Below are 15,004 nucleotides of genomic sequence, written 5' to 3' on the forward strand. Positions count from 1 at the left end.
GGTGCGGTGCGCGCGGCCGCCCTTCGGTGACGTCGTCGAGGGGCGCTTCATCTCGCTCGAGCCGCTGACCCGGCAACTCGTGCCGGAGCTGTTCGCGGCCATCGGGCATCCGCAGATCTTCGCCGGCGGCTACGGCGGCGGCCCCGCCGCCTACCGCGACACGATCGAGGGTTACGCCCAGTTCGCCGAGTCGTATTACGCGTGGGATGCCGCCAATGTGCATGCGATTCGGCTACGGGGCGGGCCGAACGACGGCCTCGTGGTCGGCACCTCGACGCTCGGCGACTTCGATGTGTCGCTCGGCTATGCGCACCTCGGCTGGACGGCCTACGACCCGCGGGTGTGGGGCACGGTCGTGAACGCCGAGGCGAAGCTGCTGATTCTCGGCTCCGCCTTCGACAACGGATTCGAGCGCGTCAAGATCCAGGCCGACGTGTTGAACGCCCGGTCACGTGCGGCCATCCAGAAGCTCGGCGCGACGTTCGAAGGCATAGCCCGCCACGATATGCGACGCGCAGACGGAGCGTGGCGCGACTCCGCCATCTTCTCGATCCTCAGCGACGAGTGGGCGGGCGTGAGGCGGGGCCTCGAGCGACGTCTGGCGGCCCAGGGCGGGCGCCCCGTAGAGCTGCGCGCGAGCGAAGAATAGTCCCTGGAAAGACACATCCTTTCGACGCTGCATCCGACGCCGTTTCGTGGTGGACTGGTGTCTATGGACGCTCTCTACACTGCAATTGCCCACGCATCTGGCGGTGGCCGCGATGGCCACGTTCGAAGCGAAGACGACCGCCTCGACTTCGACACCCGGCCCCCCGTCGAGATGGGCGGAAGCGGCGAGGGTACGAACCCCGAGCAGCTTTTCGCCGCCGGCTACTCGGCCTGCTTCCTCGGCGCGGTTCACGCCGTGGGTCGCGAGATGAAGCTCGACACGAAGGATGCGGCCGTCTCAGCCAGCGTCTCGATCGGCCCGAGCGCCGACACCGGATTCGAGATCGCGGCCGAGCTCGACATCTACATCCCCAACGTCACGGCAGACGAGGCGCGCACGATCGCCGAGACCGCTCACCGCGACATCTGCCCCTACTCGAAGGCGATCTCGGGCAACGTCCCCGTGGTCCTCAACATCGTCGAATAGCATCCCCGTCGTTCCCTGAGCCTGCCGGAGGGCATCCCTTCGCCAGGCTCAGGGAACGCACTTGCTGAGGGCGCTAAAGTTCTGGTTATGTCTGACACCGCCACCGCACCCGACGATGCACTCCGCAAGCTCGAAGCCATCAGGCAGTCGATCGACAACATCGATGCGGCCCTGATCCACCTTCTCGCCGAGCGGTTCAAGTTCACGCAGGGAGTAGGCGAGCTCAAGGCCGCCAACGGTCTGCCACCGGCCGACCTCGATCGCGAGGCCCGTCAGATCAAGCGTCTCCGCGCACTGGCCGAGGAGTCGCACCTCGACCCCGACCTGGCGGAGAAGTTCTTGAACTTCATCGTGGCCGAGGTCATCCACCACCACCGCCGCATCGCCGGCGAAGGCGAGTAGGCTCGCGCAGCCTAGAGCTGGTTGTTCTTGTTGTGGCGGCGCAGAGCGCGGGCCACGATGAAGAGTGCTGCTCCGACGAGAAGCACCACGAGTCCAAGCACGATGTAGGTCGAGACGGATAGTCCGGTCTGGGCAAGTTCAATGGGCATGTGTGCACCTTTCCTCTCGATACTCTCTCATGTTCAGGCGAAACCGCAGACCGATGAGGTCACGACCTCAGTGTCCGCGGCAGGCCCCGCGAGATACGTAGTTTCTGGGCTCGACGCTCTTTTGCGTAGTAGAACCACGACACGACGGGGAACGCGAGGAACCCCACGTAGATGACCCACATATAGGGCTCCCATGGTGTGGAGTTCTGCGGCTGCGGCAGCAGACCGGCGTCTTGTAACGAGATCACGGCCAACGCGACTCCAATACCGACCGCGAACACCGTGAGGATGATCGATATCACGAGCAACCCGCCCGCGGAGTTCACGGGCCGGACGAGGCTGTATTTGCTCCCTTTGTAAACGCCGTACTCTTCGTCTGTCAGCCCTCGTGCGGCGGCATCGGCTTGCGAAAGCCTTGTGAAGTAGCCGGCCCGCCGACCGGACGGCTTCTCATTCACCGGATAGGTGCGAGGCTCGTGCGCAGCTCGGCGATCGCGTCGCGGAGTTCGGTATTAGTGAGGCCCGTGCGTTCGACGACGTCGTCTTCACCCTCTTCGACAGTCCCGACAACCCAACCATCGCCGTCGGCCCTGACGAGCAGAAGCGACTCCGCACCGCGGATCCGGGCGCGCATCATTGCCGTTCCCCCGGGATGCTGTCGCACGTGTTCCTGAAGGATCTCTAGTTCGGCATCGGGTCCAGGCACGTCCGGATCTTGCGCAAAGACGAACCAGGTCAGCAGCGTACGCGGCTGGAGCAACAGGGATACGGGATCCGACTCGACGTGCACGACGGTATCGATGATGTCGCTGTTGATCAGGCTTATCTCTGTCCAGAGAGTGGCACGACTAAGCGCGAAGGCTACAGGCAGAGCAGCTTCCTGAACTTGAATCTCTTCGTCGACGACGGTAGCGAATCCGCGCCCGAGCAGTGAGGACGCCCCGGCCGCGGGGAGAACATCGGAGTTCATCTCCTCGGTAAGGCGAAGCACGGTGGCGCTCATCTCGGCTTCCGGCGTGGACATGCGTTTGAGCAGGTAGGCGATCTCCGCATAGCCGAAGCCGACGGCCGAAGGGGTCTGCTCGGGGTTCTGATCAGTCATGTCTGGGTGTCCTTTCGCGGGTGAACGGAGGTCTAGAGACCGAGGAAGTTCTTGACACCCTCGCCGGCATTCTTGAGGTTGTTGCCGACATCGTTCACGAACTTACCGGGATCTTTCACTGCGTCGGAAACGGTGTCAGCTACGGCCTTCGCGCCATTGTCGACAAATTCCTTGACTGCGGGGATCTCGTATACGGCGATGCCGATGCTCGCAACCTGGGCGACGGTTCCGGCGGGAGGCGGCAGGAACGACGCCACTCCGAGGGCTGTTTTGGTGGCCGACCAGGCGGCGTCGCCGAGATTGCCCTTGGCGGCGCTGGTGACAGTGTCGTACGCGTCGAGACCGACGCCCAAAGCGCCGAGACCTTTTCCGAGCCCCCCATTGCCCACGAAGTCGAAGAGGCTGTTCTTCGCTCCCATAAGACCCGTGCTCGAGTGGAAAACGTCATCCGAGATGTTGAGGGCGGGGATGTATTTGTTCAGATTCTCAAATTTGACGATGTCGGCCGCGCCATCGAGGAACCGGAACGCACCACCCTCACCAAGAAGTCTGGGCCAACCGAGAGCAGCGAAATCCCCCTTGCCGCGTGCCAGCGACCACAGGTCGGCGGCCAGAGTGTAATCGCCATACTTGTCCCACCCCTCTCGGAACGGGGAGCCGGGGTCAAAGAATCCAGGATCGCCGGGAGACTTCGGGATTCCTGGCCGAGATGGGGTGCCTGGTCCGCTGTTTCCACCCGGCCCGCCGCTGCCGCCCGCCCCACCGTCGACCTGGCTCGTCGCGGTCTGCTCGTCGGCGTTCTTGATGAGCGTCGTCGAACCGAGCTCGAGGGCGTGCACGACCGTGTTGCCCAGCTGCTTGACCTGAGAGTTCCAGCGCTGCTGGAATGCGCTCGCGTCGGGGCCCTGCCAACTCTGCGTGGAGTTCACGAGAGACGACACCGTCTCGAGCGACGAGCGGATCTGGTTCGAGCCCGACGAGAACTGCTTCGCCAGGGCCCGCAGCTGTTCCGGATCCGCGCCGTAGAACCCTTGTGCCATCGTGATCCTCCGTGCCGAATTCGAGCGTGTTGTTGTCGGTTCAGGCTAGCTTCGCGGCCGGTCGACTTCGATGGGGAGAACTCCCCATGTCGTCGATGCGGCCGGAGCCTCAGTAACCGACGACGTCTCCGAAGTGCTGCTGCAGGGTTGCCCGATGGGTGCCGCGAAGCTCGTCGAGCGACACGTCGAACTGGCCCTGGATGCTGATGCCGGGCTCTGTCGAGTCGGTCACGCCGACCCGGATCACCGGGTAACCGCGACCCTCGCACAGGCCGATGAACTTCACGTCGTCTTCGCGCGGAACGCTGACGAGCACGCGGCCCGTGGTCTCGGAGAAGAGTGCGGTCGTGATGTCGACCCCGTCGCGCAGCATCAGCTCGTCGAGGAAGACGCGAGCGCCCACACCGAAGCGCATGACGCTCTCGACCAGGGCGGTGGCGAGTCCGCCGTCAGAGAGGTCGTGTGCCGAGGCGATGATCGACTGCTGGGCTCCCGCGGCGAGCAGGCCGGCCAGGGTCGCCTCGTTCGCGAGCGAGACCGCGGGCGGGCGTCCACCGAGGTGGTCGTGCACGACGCCGGCCCAGGCCGATCCGTCGAACTCCTCGGTCGTGGTGCCGAGCAGGTAGATGTTGTTGCCCTCGTCTTGCCAGCCGCTCGGGATGCGCTTGGCCACGTCGTCGATCACGCCGAGAATGGCGACCACAGGCGTCGGGTGGATCGGCTTGGTGCCGGTCTGGTTGTAGAACGAGACGTTGCCGCCTGTGACGGGGATCTCGAGCTCGAGGCAGCCGTCGGCCAGGCCCTCGACGGCCTTCGAGAACTGCCACATGACCTCGGGGTCTTCGGGCGAACCGAAGTTGAGGCAGTCGGAGACGGCGACGGGGGTCGCGCCGGTCGCGGCAACGTTGCGGTACGCCTCGGCCAGAGCCAGCTGCGCGCCCTGGTACGGGTCGAGCTGGCAATAGCGGCCGTTGGCGTCCGTCGCGATCGCGAACCCGAGCCCCGACTCCTCGTCGACGCGGATCATGCCCCCGTCGTCGGGGAAGCTGAGCGCCGTGTTTCCGAGCACGTAGCGGTCGTACTGGTTCGTGATCCAGCTCGGGTCGGCGAGATTCGGCGACCCCAGCAGGCGCAGCAGCTGCTCGCGCAGCTCGGCCGGTGTCGTGGCGCGGGGGAGCGTGGCAGCGGTGTCGGCCTGCAGAGCGTCGATCCAGCTCGGGTAGGCGACGGGACGCGTGTAGACGGGCCCGTCGACGGCCACGGTGCGCGGCTCGACATTGACGATCTCCTCGCCGTGCCAGTTGATGATCAGGCGGCCCGTGTCGGTGACCTCGCCGAGAACGCTGGTCTCGACATCCCACTTCTCGACGACCTTCAAGAAGCCCTCGAGCTTCTCGGGGGTCACGACGGCCATCATGCGCTCCTGGCTCTCGGACATCAGAATCTCTTCTGCGGTGAGCGAGGGGTCGCGCAGCAGCACCTTCTCGAGTTCGATGAACATGCCGCCATCGCCGTTGGAGGCGAGTTCGCTGGTCGCACACGAGATTCCCGCGGCGCCCAGGTCTTGGATGCCCTCGACGAGCTTCTCGCGGAACAGCTCGAGGCAGCACTCGATGAGTACCTTCTCTGCGAAGGGGTCGCCCACCTGAACTGCGGGGCGCTTGGTGGGGCCGCCAGCAGAGAACGTGTCAGACGCGAGAATGGATGCTCCGCCGATGCCGTCGCCGCCGGTGCGGGCCCCGAAGAGCACGACCTTGTTGCCCACGCCGCGCGCGTTGGCGAGGTGCAGGTCTTCGTGGCGCAGCACGCCGACGCTCAGCGCGTTCACGAGCGGGTTGCCCTGATATACCGGGTCGAACCAGGTCTCTCCACCGATGTTCGGCAGGCCCAGGCAGTTGCCGTAGAACGAGATGCCCGAGACGACGCCGTGCACGACGCGCGCCGTGTCAGGGTCTGAGATGTCGCCGAAGCGCAATGCATCCATCACGGCCACGGGTCGCGCACCCATCGAGATGATGTCGCGCACGATGCCGCCGACGCCGGTGGCGGCACCCTGGAACGGCTCGATGTAGCTGGGGTGGTTGTGGCTCTCGATCTTGAAGGTCACGGCCCAGCCCTCGCCCACGTCGACCACGCCGGCGTTCTCGCCCATGCCCACCATGAGGTTCTGCTTCATCTTGGGCGTGACCTTCTCGCCGAACTGGCGCAGGTAGATCTTCGAGCTCTTGTAGGAGCAGTGCTCACTCCACATCACCGAGTACATGGCGAGCTCGCCCGAGGTGGGGCGGCGGCCCAGAATCTCGCGTACCTTGGCGTACTCATCGGGCTTCATGCCGAGCGCCGCGTACGGCTGCTCCCGGTCTGGAGTGTCGATCGCATTCTGCACGGTATCGGCGGCGGCGCGGGCGGAGGTGACGGCAGCGGATTCAGACACGCGGAAAAGGCTCCTTAGTGGGGCAGGCGGTGAGCGCCTCAATCCTATCTGTCCCGGGAATGCCGCGGCCCGGGGCGGGGTTTGCTCTGACGAAGTAGCGTTAGACGTCGGGTTCGCCCGCGCCACCTCCCGAACCAGTGAAAGTTGACCCGCCTTCATGACCGTCACCGACGCATCCTCGCTCGCACCCGGCGCGGAACCCGCGCCGCTGACTCTGGCCGAGGTCGAGCGGCTGCGCGCCGACTTCCCGATCCTCGGTCGTTCGGTGAACGGGCATCCGCTCGCCTATCTCGACTCGGGCGCGACGTCACAGCGGCCGCTGCAGGTTCTGGATGCCGAACGCGACTACGTGCTGCAGCGCAACTCGGCCGTGCATCGCGGGGCGCACACGCTCGCCGCCGAGGCGACGGAGAGCTTTGAAGACGCTCGGGCCCGTGTCGCCGATTTCGTCGGTGCGCGAGAGAACGAGATCGTGTGGACGTCGAACGCGACCGAGGGCATCAACCTCGTGGCCTACGCCTTCTCGAACGCGAGCCTGGGCCGTGGTGCGCCCGCCTCGTCGCGGTTCGCGCTCGGCCCCGGCGACGAGATCGTGACCACAGAGATGGAGCACCACGCCAACCTCATCCCGTGGCAGGAACTGGCCGCGCGCACGGGCGCGACACTACGGGTCATCCCGATCGACGACGACGGTCAGCTGCAGATGGCGGCCGCCGAAGACATCATCGGCTCACAGACGCGCATTCTCGCTTTCACTCACGTCTCGAACGTCACAGGGGTGATCAACCCTGTCGAGCGGCTCGTGGCCTTGGCGCACGCCGTCGGCGCGCTCGTCGTTCTGGATGCCTGCCAGTCGGCCCCGCATCGCCCGCTCGATCTCGGTGCATTGGGCGTCGATTTCGCCGTGTTCTCGGCGCACAAGATGCTCGGCCCCACCGGCATCGGAGTTCTGTACGGCCGCAGTGAGCTGCTCGACGCCATGCCGCCCTTCCTCACGGGCGGATCGATGATCACCACGGTCACGCTCGAGAAGGCCGAGTATCTGCCGGCTCCGCAGCGCTTCGAGGCCGGAACGCAGCGTGTATCGCAGACCATCGCGCTGGGAGCAGCCGTCGACTACCTCTCCGAGATCGGGATGCAGCGGGTCCATGACTGGGAGGCCGCTCTCGGCCAGCGTCTCGTCGAGGGGCTCGAGTCGATTCCCGGAATCACGGTGTTGGGCCCCGGCCCGGGCATCGAGCGGGCCGGACTCGCCAGCTTCGTGGTCGAGGGGGTGCACGCGCACGACGTCGGTCAGTACCTCGACGACCTCGGCATCGCGGTGCGCGTCGGCCACCACTGCGCCCAGCCGCTGCACCGCCGCTTCGGTGTCACCGCTTCGACCCGCGCGAGCGCCTACCTCTACAACACCCCTGCCGAGGTCGACGCGTTCCTCGAGGGCGTGCGCGGCGTCACCGCATTCTTCGGCGTCGTGCCGACCATCTACCCTCAGGGAGGTCAGCTGTGAGCAGTTCGTTGGAGAGCCTCTACCAGGAGGTCATCATGGATCACTCGCGCACCCCGCATAATCACGGGCTGCGCGACGGCGGGTCGGCCGAGTCGCACCAGCTCAACCCGACGTGCGGCGATGAGGTGACCCTGCGCATCCACTCGGAGGGTGACACCATCACGTCGCTCAGCTGGGAGGGACACGGCTGCGCCATCTCGCAGGCGTCCGCCTCGCTGCTGTCGGACGTGATCGTCGATCTCGACCGGGCTGCTGTGCAGGAGCGCATCGACGCCTTCCGCGAGCTGATGCGCTCGAAGGGCACGCTCGAGGGTGACGAAGACCTGCTCGGTGACGCCGTCGTGCTGGGCGGAGTCTCCCGCTACATCGCGCGCGTCAAGTGCGCCATGCTCGCGTGGGTCGCCCTCGAAGACGCGATGGCGAAGAGCCCCGCGGCCTGACCCCGCGTCTGAGCCTCCCTGCGAGCTGGGTTTAGCCCACTCGGCGCGAATGCACCCAAGAAAGCGCCTTTGGGTGCTTCTCCGCCGACTCGATTCCGACCCTGGCGTCGACTCGTCGAATAAGCACCCATCTGCGTGAGTGTGAGTCGTTTTGCGCCGAGTCGATTCCTGACACTAAGGCGACATGGATGCCCGCACCTGGCGCGCGTGGGTTACGCGCGAGCGAGCAGGCCCTCGAGCGCCGACGTGAAGAAGGTGAGGCCGTCTACTCCCGAGCGCATCGCATCCGGGGTATCGGGGCCGAAGCCGGGCTCGACCGCGTGCTCGGGGTGCGGCATGAGGCCGACCACGTTGCCGCGCGCGTTCGTGATGCCGGCGATGTTGTTGAGCGAGCCGTTGGGGTTCACGTCGAGGTAGCGGAAGACCACGTGGTTCTCGCCCTCGAGTCGCTCGAGCTCGGCGGCCGACGCGATGAAGCCGCCTTCGCCGTTCTTGAGGGGAATCGTGATCTCCTGTGACTCGGTGAAGCCGTTGCTCCACGCGGTCGACGTGTTCTCGACACGCAGGCGCTGATCACGGCAGATGAACGAGCCGTGGTCGTTGCGGATCAGTCCGCCGGGCAGCAGGTGCGCCTCGGTGAGCATCTGGAAGCCGTTGCAGATTCCGAGCACGGGCACGCCGCGCTCTGCGGCCTGGATGACCTCGGCCATGATCGGCGAGTGGCTCGCGATGGCACCGCAGCGCAGGTAGTCGCCGTAGCTGAAACCGCCGGGAAGCACGATGGCGTCGACACCGTCGAGGTCGTGGGTGCCGTGCCAGAGGGCGACGGGCTCGGCGCCGGCGATGCGCACGGCGCGCTGCGCGTCGCGGTCGTCGAGCGAACCGGGGAAGGTGACGACGCCGATGCGCATCAGACGGATGCTCCGGCGGCGGAGATCACGGAGGCGGGACCAGCGGGCGTGTCCACGACGTGGATGCCGACGACGTCTTCGATGACCGAGTTCGACAGCATCTCGTCGGCGAGCGTCTTGACCTCGGCGAGAACCGCGTCGGTGACCTCGCCGTCGACGGTGAGCTCGAAGCGCTTGCCGACGCGAACCGAGCTGAACTGCGACTGCCCGAGGCGGGTGAGGGCGCCGAGCACGGCCTTGCCCTGGGGATCGAGAAGTTCGGCCTTGGGCATGACCTCGACGACGATTGTGGGCACCGGAGAACTCTTTTCGAGAAGTGACGGGTGGATTCGCCCCCAGTCTAAACGGTGGGCATCGGCTTCACACCCGCGCGCCGGTCTTGGTTCCACGCCCGCCCCGCCGTAGCCTCGATGTCTTGAGGTCAATGACGACTGGAGAACGAGATGAACGCACCCGCGCACGCCGCCGCATCCGACATGCAGACGGGATATGCGACCGTCTCGGTCGCCGCCATCCTCGCCGAGACGGCGGCACGCCGGCCCGATAAGACCGCCCTGATCGTGGGCGAAGAGAGCATCAGCTACTCCACTCTCTGGGAGGAGACGCTCGCCTACGCCGGGGCTCTACGCGATCGAGGAGTCGAGCGGGGCGCCCCCGTCGCCATCCTGATCCCGAACGTGCCCGACTTTCCCCGCGTCTACTACGCGGTCCTGGCGCTCGGCGGCATCGTCGTTCCCATCCACGCGCTGCTCAAGGCCGAGGAGATCGCCTTCGTGCTGCGCGACAGTGGCGCCACGCTGCTCGTCTGCTCGGCTCCGCTGCTCGCCGAGGGCGCGAAGGGTGCGGCGCTCGCGGGCGTCGACGTGGTGTCGCTGATGATGCCGCCGCACTCGGGCGACGAGCCGCTGGATGCCGTCGGTTTCGATCGCCTCGAAGACCTGGCCGGGCAGGCGGTTCCGCTCGAGACCTACGTGGCCTGTGCCCCGAGCGATACGGCGACCATTCTGTACACGAGCGGCACCACGGGCTCTCCGAAGGGCGCCGAGGGCAGCCACTTCTCGCTCGTCGAGCAGACGAGCACGCTTCTGCTCGACACCTTCGACATGACGAGCGACGACGTGCTGCTCGGATGCCTGCCGCTGTTCCACACCTTCGGCCAGACGTGTGTCCTCAACACCGGCTTTCGCGCGGGCGCGACGATCGTGCTGATGCCGAAGTTCGATGGGGCGGGGGCGATCGAGCTGATCAAACGGCACGGGTGCACGATCTTCTTCGGTGTGCCGACGATGTACATGGTGATTCTCTCCGCCGCCGGAAGCGAGCCCGTTGAGACGAAGCTGCGCTACGGGATCTCCGGCGGCGCGGCCATCCCGGTCGCCATCATCGAGAGGTTCACGCAGCTGTTCGGTGCCGACATCCACGAGGGCTACGGCCTGACCGAGACCTCGCCCGTGGCGAGTTTCAACCAGCGCGGCGTGCCGCCTCGGCCCGGCACGATCGGCAAGCCGATCTGGGGTGTGGATGTCGAGATCGCCCGGGCCGACAACGACGATGCGATCGAGTTGCTCGCTCGAGGCGAGCTCGGCGAACTCGTGATCAGGGGGCACAACCTGATGAAGGGATACCTGCACAGGCAGGAGGACACGGCACGCGCGGTCGTCGACGGCTGGTTCCGCACGGGCGACCTCGGAACGAAGGACGACGATGGGTACCTGCGCATTCTCGATCGCAAGAAGGACATGATCCTGCGCAACGGCTACAACGTGTACCCCCGCGAGGTCGAAGAGGTGTTGGCGGGGCATCCGGAGGTATCGATGGCCGCGGTCTACGGCGTTCCGCACGAGGTTCACGGCCAGGAGGTGGTGGCGGCTGTTGTGCTCGTCGCCGGGGCGAGCGTGACGGGTGCCGAGTTGGTGGCTTTCGCCGAGGAGCACGTCGCGGCGTACAAGTACCCGCGCGAGGTCACGGTCGTCGAAGCCCTGCCGATGGGGCCGAGCGGCAAAGTGCTGAAGAGAGAACTCGTGGCACGCCACGGGTCGTAGTCCTCGACGGCTACGCGACCGACGTCGTATCCGCCGCGACGATCTTGATCTGGTTGTCCCAGGGGTCGGAGACCATGAGCGAGCGACCGTCGTTGCGGGTCTGCAGCCCGTAGTGCCCGAGCCGCTCACCGACCCGCCCGACCTCGTCTGCCGTGGGTACAGCGATCTCGACGAGCCCGAGCCCGAGGGCCAGCGGTCGACGCCCGGCCCCCTTCGACTCCCAGACGTTCATCGCCATGTGGTGGTGGTAACCACCTGCCGAGACGAAGAGGGCGGAGTCGCCGAACGCGGTCGTGGTCTCGAACCCCAGACGGTCGACGTAGAACTCCTTGGCCGTGGCCACGTCGCCCACCGAGAGGTGCACGTGCCCGACCGTCGTGCCGCCGAGTCGGGGATTCTCGACCAGCTCGGGCGTGACGTGCTGCTGCAGAAACTCGTTCGGGTCGAGGTAGGCGGTGCCCATCTCGATCTGCCCGTGCGCCCAGCTCCACTCGGTGCGGGCACGATCCCAGTAGAGCTCGACGCCGTTGCCCTCAGGGTCGGTGAAGTAGAAGGCCTTCGATACGAGATGATCGGCGCTTCCGGTGAACAATCCGGGAGCGCGGCGCGCCATCGAATACAGGGCAGCGGCGAGCGCTGGTTCCGACTCGAACAGGATGGCCGTGTGGTAGAGCCCCGCAGATCGAGGCGCGGCGTGCTTCAGCTCGGGCGCGTGCTGCAGAATGACGACCGGTACACCGCCGCGGCCGAGCACGGCCACATCGCCCTCCTGGCTCTGCAGCTCGAGCGTCACGGCGTCGCGGTAGTAGGCGATCATGGCGTCGAGATCGCCGACGCGCAGGGTCACAGCTCCCATTCCGGTCTGGGCTGACAGCAGATCGTCACGTGTGTTCATGCGGGTGACAACGCCACCAGGGCGCGATCTATTCCTTGTAGCTACAAGTAATCGCGCGCTGTGTGAACATCTGGTTACGGGCGGAGATTCGGTTGACTGAGTTCCAAGCTTCGGATTGAGTGGGAATCGTCCCCGAATCCACCTTGGAGTACGTCACCTCTATGCAGTCATCTATCAATCGGAGTCGCGCTGCGCGCGCCGCCGCCCTGTTCACCTCCGCAACCGTGGCCCTGATCGGTCTGGGCGCGCTGCCTGCCTCCGCGGCCCCCGGCGACGTCTCGATCGACGTCTACACCATCAACGATTTCCACGGGCACCTCGAGCAGAACCTTTCGAGCGGAGAGGCCGGAGCGGCATCGATCGCCACGGCCGTCGCGTCGTTCCGTGCCGCCAACCCCAACACGACCCTCGTGTCGGCGGGCGACAACATCAGCGGCTCGCCCTTCATCTCTCAGGCATTGAACGACGAGCCCACGATCGACGTCTTGAACCAGATCGGTGTGAGCGTCACGTCGCTCGGTAACCACGAATTCGACCACGGCAGGTCCGATGTCGACGGTCGGATCTCGGACGGGTCGAACTTTCCGTACATCTCGGCCAACCTCTTCGACACGGCCACGGGTGAGCATGCTTACGCGCCCTACGACGTTCAGACGTTCGACGGAGTCAAGGTCGGTTTCATCGGTGCTGTCACCGAGGACCTGCCCACGCTGGTGAACCCCGACGGCATCAACACCCTCAAGGTCGCGGGAATCGTCGAGAGTGTCAACGCTGCTGCGGCCGAACTGAAAGACGGCATCGACGACGGCGAGAACGGTGAGGCCGACGTCCTCGTGCTGCTGCTGCACGAGGGAGCAGCCTCCGCCACGGCGAATCTGACCGACCCGAACACCGTCTTCGGCGAGATCGTGACCGGCACAGCACCGAGCGTCGATGCGATCGCGTCTGCCCACACTCACAATCTCTACGCACAGAACGTGACGGTCGGCTCGAAAACGCTTCCGGTTCTGCAGACGGCCAGTTATGGAACGAACCTGGGCCACTTCAACTTCCAGGTCAACCCGACCAGCAAGGCCATCTCCTCATCGACGGCGGAGACGATTCCGCTCGTGGTCAAGGGTGTCGCGGCCTACGCTCAGGATCCGACGGTCGCGGCTATCGTCGCCGACGCCAAGCAGCGCTCCAGCGTCATCGGTCTGCAACCCGTGGGATCGATCTCGGCCGACTTCAAGCGTGCGGTACAGACCGACGGCAAAGAGAACCGGGGCGGCGAGTCGACCCTCGGTAACATCGTGGCCGATGGTCAGCTCTGGGCGACACGAGACCTGGGAACGCAGCTCGCGTTCATGAATCCGGGCGGTCTTCGCGCCGACATCGCGGTCGCGCCAGACGGCGTCGTCACCTATGAGGAGTCGGCCACCGTTCAACCGTTCGCCAACAGCCTGTTCACGCAGACCCTCACCGGCGCGCAGGTCAAGACCGTGCTCGAGCAGCAGTGGCAGCCAGGCCAGTCTCGACCGTTCTTGAAGCTCGGAATCAACAAGGCGCTGAGCTACACCTACGACCCCTCGGCTGCCACAGGCTCGCATGTGACCGAGATCCGTTACAACGGCGCCGTGGTGAGCGACACCGACTCCTTCCAGGTCGTGACCAACAGCTTCCTCGCCGGAGGCGGTGACAACTTCAAAGAACTGGCTCTCGGGGCAGCTAAGACCGACACGGGACGCGTCGATCTCGACGCGTTCAAGCAATACATCGGCGCGAACTCCCCGCTCACGCCCGACTACGGATCTCGCTCGATCGGCGTGACTCTGACGTCGCCGGCAACGACCCCCGGAACACCGATCGACCTCGGAACGGTCGCGCCCGAGACCACGTTCTCGTTCGCCCTCAGTTCCCTCGTTCTCTCGGGCGCTCCGGTTCAGGACTCGACGGTGTCGGTGCAGTTCGACGGCGTCGAGATCGCCACGGCGCCGATCAACCCGGCCATCGTCGACACCTTCGATGAGCAGGGCACCGCAACAGTCGAGGTCACGGTTCCGAAGCTCACCCGAAACGGCGACCACGTCGTGAGCTTCGTGCTCCCGACCACGGGCAAGTCCGTGTCGCTTCCGGTCACGACCACGGGTGAGATTCCGTTCGTGGCTCCGGATGCGCCGGCCGCGCCGACACTTGCGGCCGACGGTTTCTCCGCCGTGACGGCCTCATGGGCTCCGCCCGCCGTCGATGGTGGAACACCCGTCACCGGCTACGAGGTGACTCTCTACGCCGACGGCACGAAGGCGGACTCCGCCTCGGTCGACGCTGCGACGACCTCGGTCGGCTTCGCGGGACTGAAGACCGACACCGACTACACGGCAACGGTCAAGGCGATCAACGCCGTGGGTTCGTCGGCCGAGTCGCAAGCGTCGAACGTCATCACCACCCCGCTGCCGAAGCCGACCACTGAGCCTGCGCTGCCATCGGCCGAGTCGCTTCCGGCCACCGAAACCGATGCCTTCAGTCTGAGCACGGGCAGCGCGACGAACGGACAGGCGGTGACGGTCTCCGGGCTCACACCGGGCGACTGGTACTACGTGTCGATCTTCTCCGATCCGGTGCGACTGGGCTGGTTCCAGGCCGATGAGTCGGGTTCGTTCTCGGTCACGATCAGCAACGTCCCGACAGGCACTCACCGCCTCGTCATCCAGGATCGGGATGGAACGGTGATCGGCTACCGCACGATCGTCGTTGCAGCCGACGGCACGGTCTCGGTCGTCGACCCCGCAGGTTCGGCCGGTGCATCACCGACAGGCTTGGCGGCCACGGGCATGGATGCGACGCTGCCGCTTCTCGGGGCGGGCCTCCTGCTCGCGGCGGGCGCGCTGCTGACGGTGCGCCGCCGTCGTGCGGCGAGGTCGACTTCGTAAGATCAGAGGTGTCACGACGAAGGCCCGGGGTTCTCGCC

Annotated in this window: 15 protein-coding genes; 7 read left to right on the forward strand and 8 right to left on the reverse strand. The window is 66.0% G+C overall.

The genetic code is table 11. From position 1 onward, the window contains the following. Position 1 precedes the first annotated feature (1 nt). The 3 genes from ASF79_RS12225 (at position 2) to ASF79_RS12235 (ending at position 1,537) form a co-directional block, all read left to right on the forward strand. Entirely contained in the window at positions 2-649 is a 648-nt protein-coding gene (locus ASF79_RS12225; RefSeq protein ID WP_055856074.1) for a GNAT family N-acetyltransferase, read from the forward strand. A gap of 63 nt (positions 650-712) precedes the next feature. Beyond that, positions 713-1,135, forward strand: coding sequence for an organic hydroperoxide resistance protein (locus ASF79_RS12230; protein WP_055778751.1), 423 nt, complete (start codon positions 713-715; stop codon positions 1,133-1,135). A gap of 87 nt (positions 1,136-1,222) precedes the next feature. Next, the gene (locus ASF79_RS12235; RefSeq protein WP_055778748.1) at positions 1,223-1,537 is read left to right on the forward strand and encodes a chorismate mutase; all 315 of its coding nucleotides are present in this window, start codon (positions 1,223-1,225) and stop codon (positions 1,535-1,537) included. Positions 1,538-1,548: 11 nt separating this feature from the next. Here ASF79_RS12235 and ASF79_RS17390 read toward each other — a convergent pair whose 3' ends face one another. The 5 genes from ASF79_RS17390 to purL form a co-directional block, all read right to left on the reverse strand. Continuing rightward, a complete protein-coding gene (locus ASF79_RS17390; RefSeq protein ID WP_146077694.1) occupies positions 1,549-1,686 on the reverse strand; it encodes an LPXTG cell wall anchor domain-containing protein in 138 nt (45 codons plus the stop codon). A gap of 59 nt (positions 1,687-1,745) precedes the next feature. After that, complete coding sequence (locus ASF79_RS12240; protein ID WP_156366246.1) at positions 1,746-2,012, reverse strand: hypothetical protein; 267 nt, start codon at positions 2,010-2,012, stop codon at positions 1,746-1,748. A gap of 128 nt (positions 2,013-2,140) precedes the next feature. Further along, positions 2,141-2,788 carry a hypothetical protein gene (locus ASF79_RS12245; RefSeq protein ID WP_055855297.1) on the reverse strand — a complete coding sequence of 216 codons (648 nt, stop codon included), beginning with the start codon at positions 2,786-2,788 and terminating at the stop codon, positions 2,141-2,143. A 32-nt stretch (positions 2,789-2,820) separates the two neighbouring features. After that, positions 2,821-3,828: a WXG100 family type VII secretion target gene (locus ASF79_RS12250; RefSeq protein ID WP_055855300.1), complete on the reverse strand. Its 1,008-nt coding sequence runs from the start codon at positions 3,826-3,828 to the stop codon at positions 2,821-2,823. A 109-nt stretch (positions 3,829-3,937) separates the two neighbouring features. After that, the gene (gene purL / locus ASF79_RS12255) at positions 3,938-6,262 is read right to left on the reverse strand and encodes a phosphoribosylformylglycinamidine synthase subunit PurL (protein WP_055855301.1); all 2,325 of its coding nucleotides are present in this window, start codon (positions 6,260-6,262) and stop codon (positions 3,938-3,940) included. A 157-nt stretch (positions 6,263-6,419) separates the two neighbouring features. Here purL and ASF79_RS12260 point away from each other — a divergent pair, with 157 nt between their 5' ends. Further along, on the forward strand, positions 6,420-7,769 hold the full coding sequence (locus ASF79_RS12260; RefSeq protein WP_055855303.1) for a cysteine desulfurase: 1,350 nt from the start codon (positions 6,420-6,422) through the stop codon (positions 7,767-7,769). Then, positions 7,766-8,209 (forward strand): Fe-S cluster assembly sulfur transfer protein SufU, encoded by a 444-nt coding sequence (gene sufU / locus ASF79_RS12265; protein ID WP_200920166.1) that lies wholly within the window; start codon positions 7,766-7,768, stop codon positions 8,207-8,209. Before ASF79_RS12260 ends, sufU begins: the two co-directional genes overlap by 4 nt. A gap of 212 nt (positions 8,210-8,421) precedes the next feature. Here the strand turns inward: sufU and purQ are convergent, their stop codons facing one another. Further along, a complete protein-coding gene (gene purQ / locus ASF79_RS12270) occupies positions 8,422-9,120 on the reverse strand; it encodes a phosphoribosylformylglycinamidine synthase subunit PurQ (protein ID WP_055855305.1) in 699 nt (232 codons plus the stop codon). Beyond that, positions 9,120-9,416: a phosphoribosylformylglycinamidine synthase subunit PurS gene (gene purS, locus ASF79_RS12275; RefSeq protein ID WP_055855307.1), complete on the reverse strand. Its 297-nt coding sequence runs from the start codon at positions 9,414-9,416 to the stop codon at positions 9,120-9,122. The genes purQ and purS overlap by 1 nt, the downstream gene beginning before the upstream one ends. Before the next feature lie 147 nt (positions 9,417-9,563). Between purS and ASF79_RS12280 the strand changes: the two genes are divergently transcribed. Next, a complete protein-coding gene (locus tag ASF79_RS12280; RefSeq protein ID WP_235500749.1) occupies positions 9,564-11,162 on the forward strand; it encodes a long-chain-fatty-acid--CoA ligase in 1,599 nt (532 codons plus the stop codon). Between the two features lie 10 nt (positions 11,163-11,172). Here the strand turns inward: ASF79_RS12280 and ASF79_RS12285 are convergent, their stop codons facing one another. After that, positions 11,173-12,057 carry a VOC family protein gene (locus ASF79_RS12285; protein WP_055855309.1) on the reverse strand — a complete coding sequence of 295 codons (885 nt, stop codon included), beginning with the start codon at positions 12,055-12,057 and terminating at the stop codon, positions 11,173-11,175. Between the two features lie 161 nt (positions 12,058-12,218). Here ASF79_RS12285 and ASF79_RS12290 point away from each other — a divergent pair, with 161 nt between their 5' ends. Continuing rightward, complete coding sequence (locus ASF79_RS12290) at positions 12,219-14,966, forward strand: 5'-nucleotidase C-terminal domain-containing protein (protein ID WP_055855311.1); 2,748 nt, start codon at positions 12,219-12,221, stop codon at positions 14,964-14,966. Positions 14,967-15,004 lie beyond the last annotated feature (38 nt).

This window comes from Agreia sp. Leaf335, from assembly GCF_001423605.1.
In the GTDB taxonomy this organism is placed as follows: domain Bacteria; phylum Actinomycetota; class Actinomycetes; order Actinomycetales; family Microbacteriaceae; genus Agreia.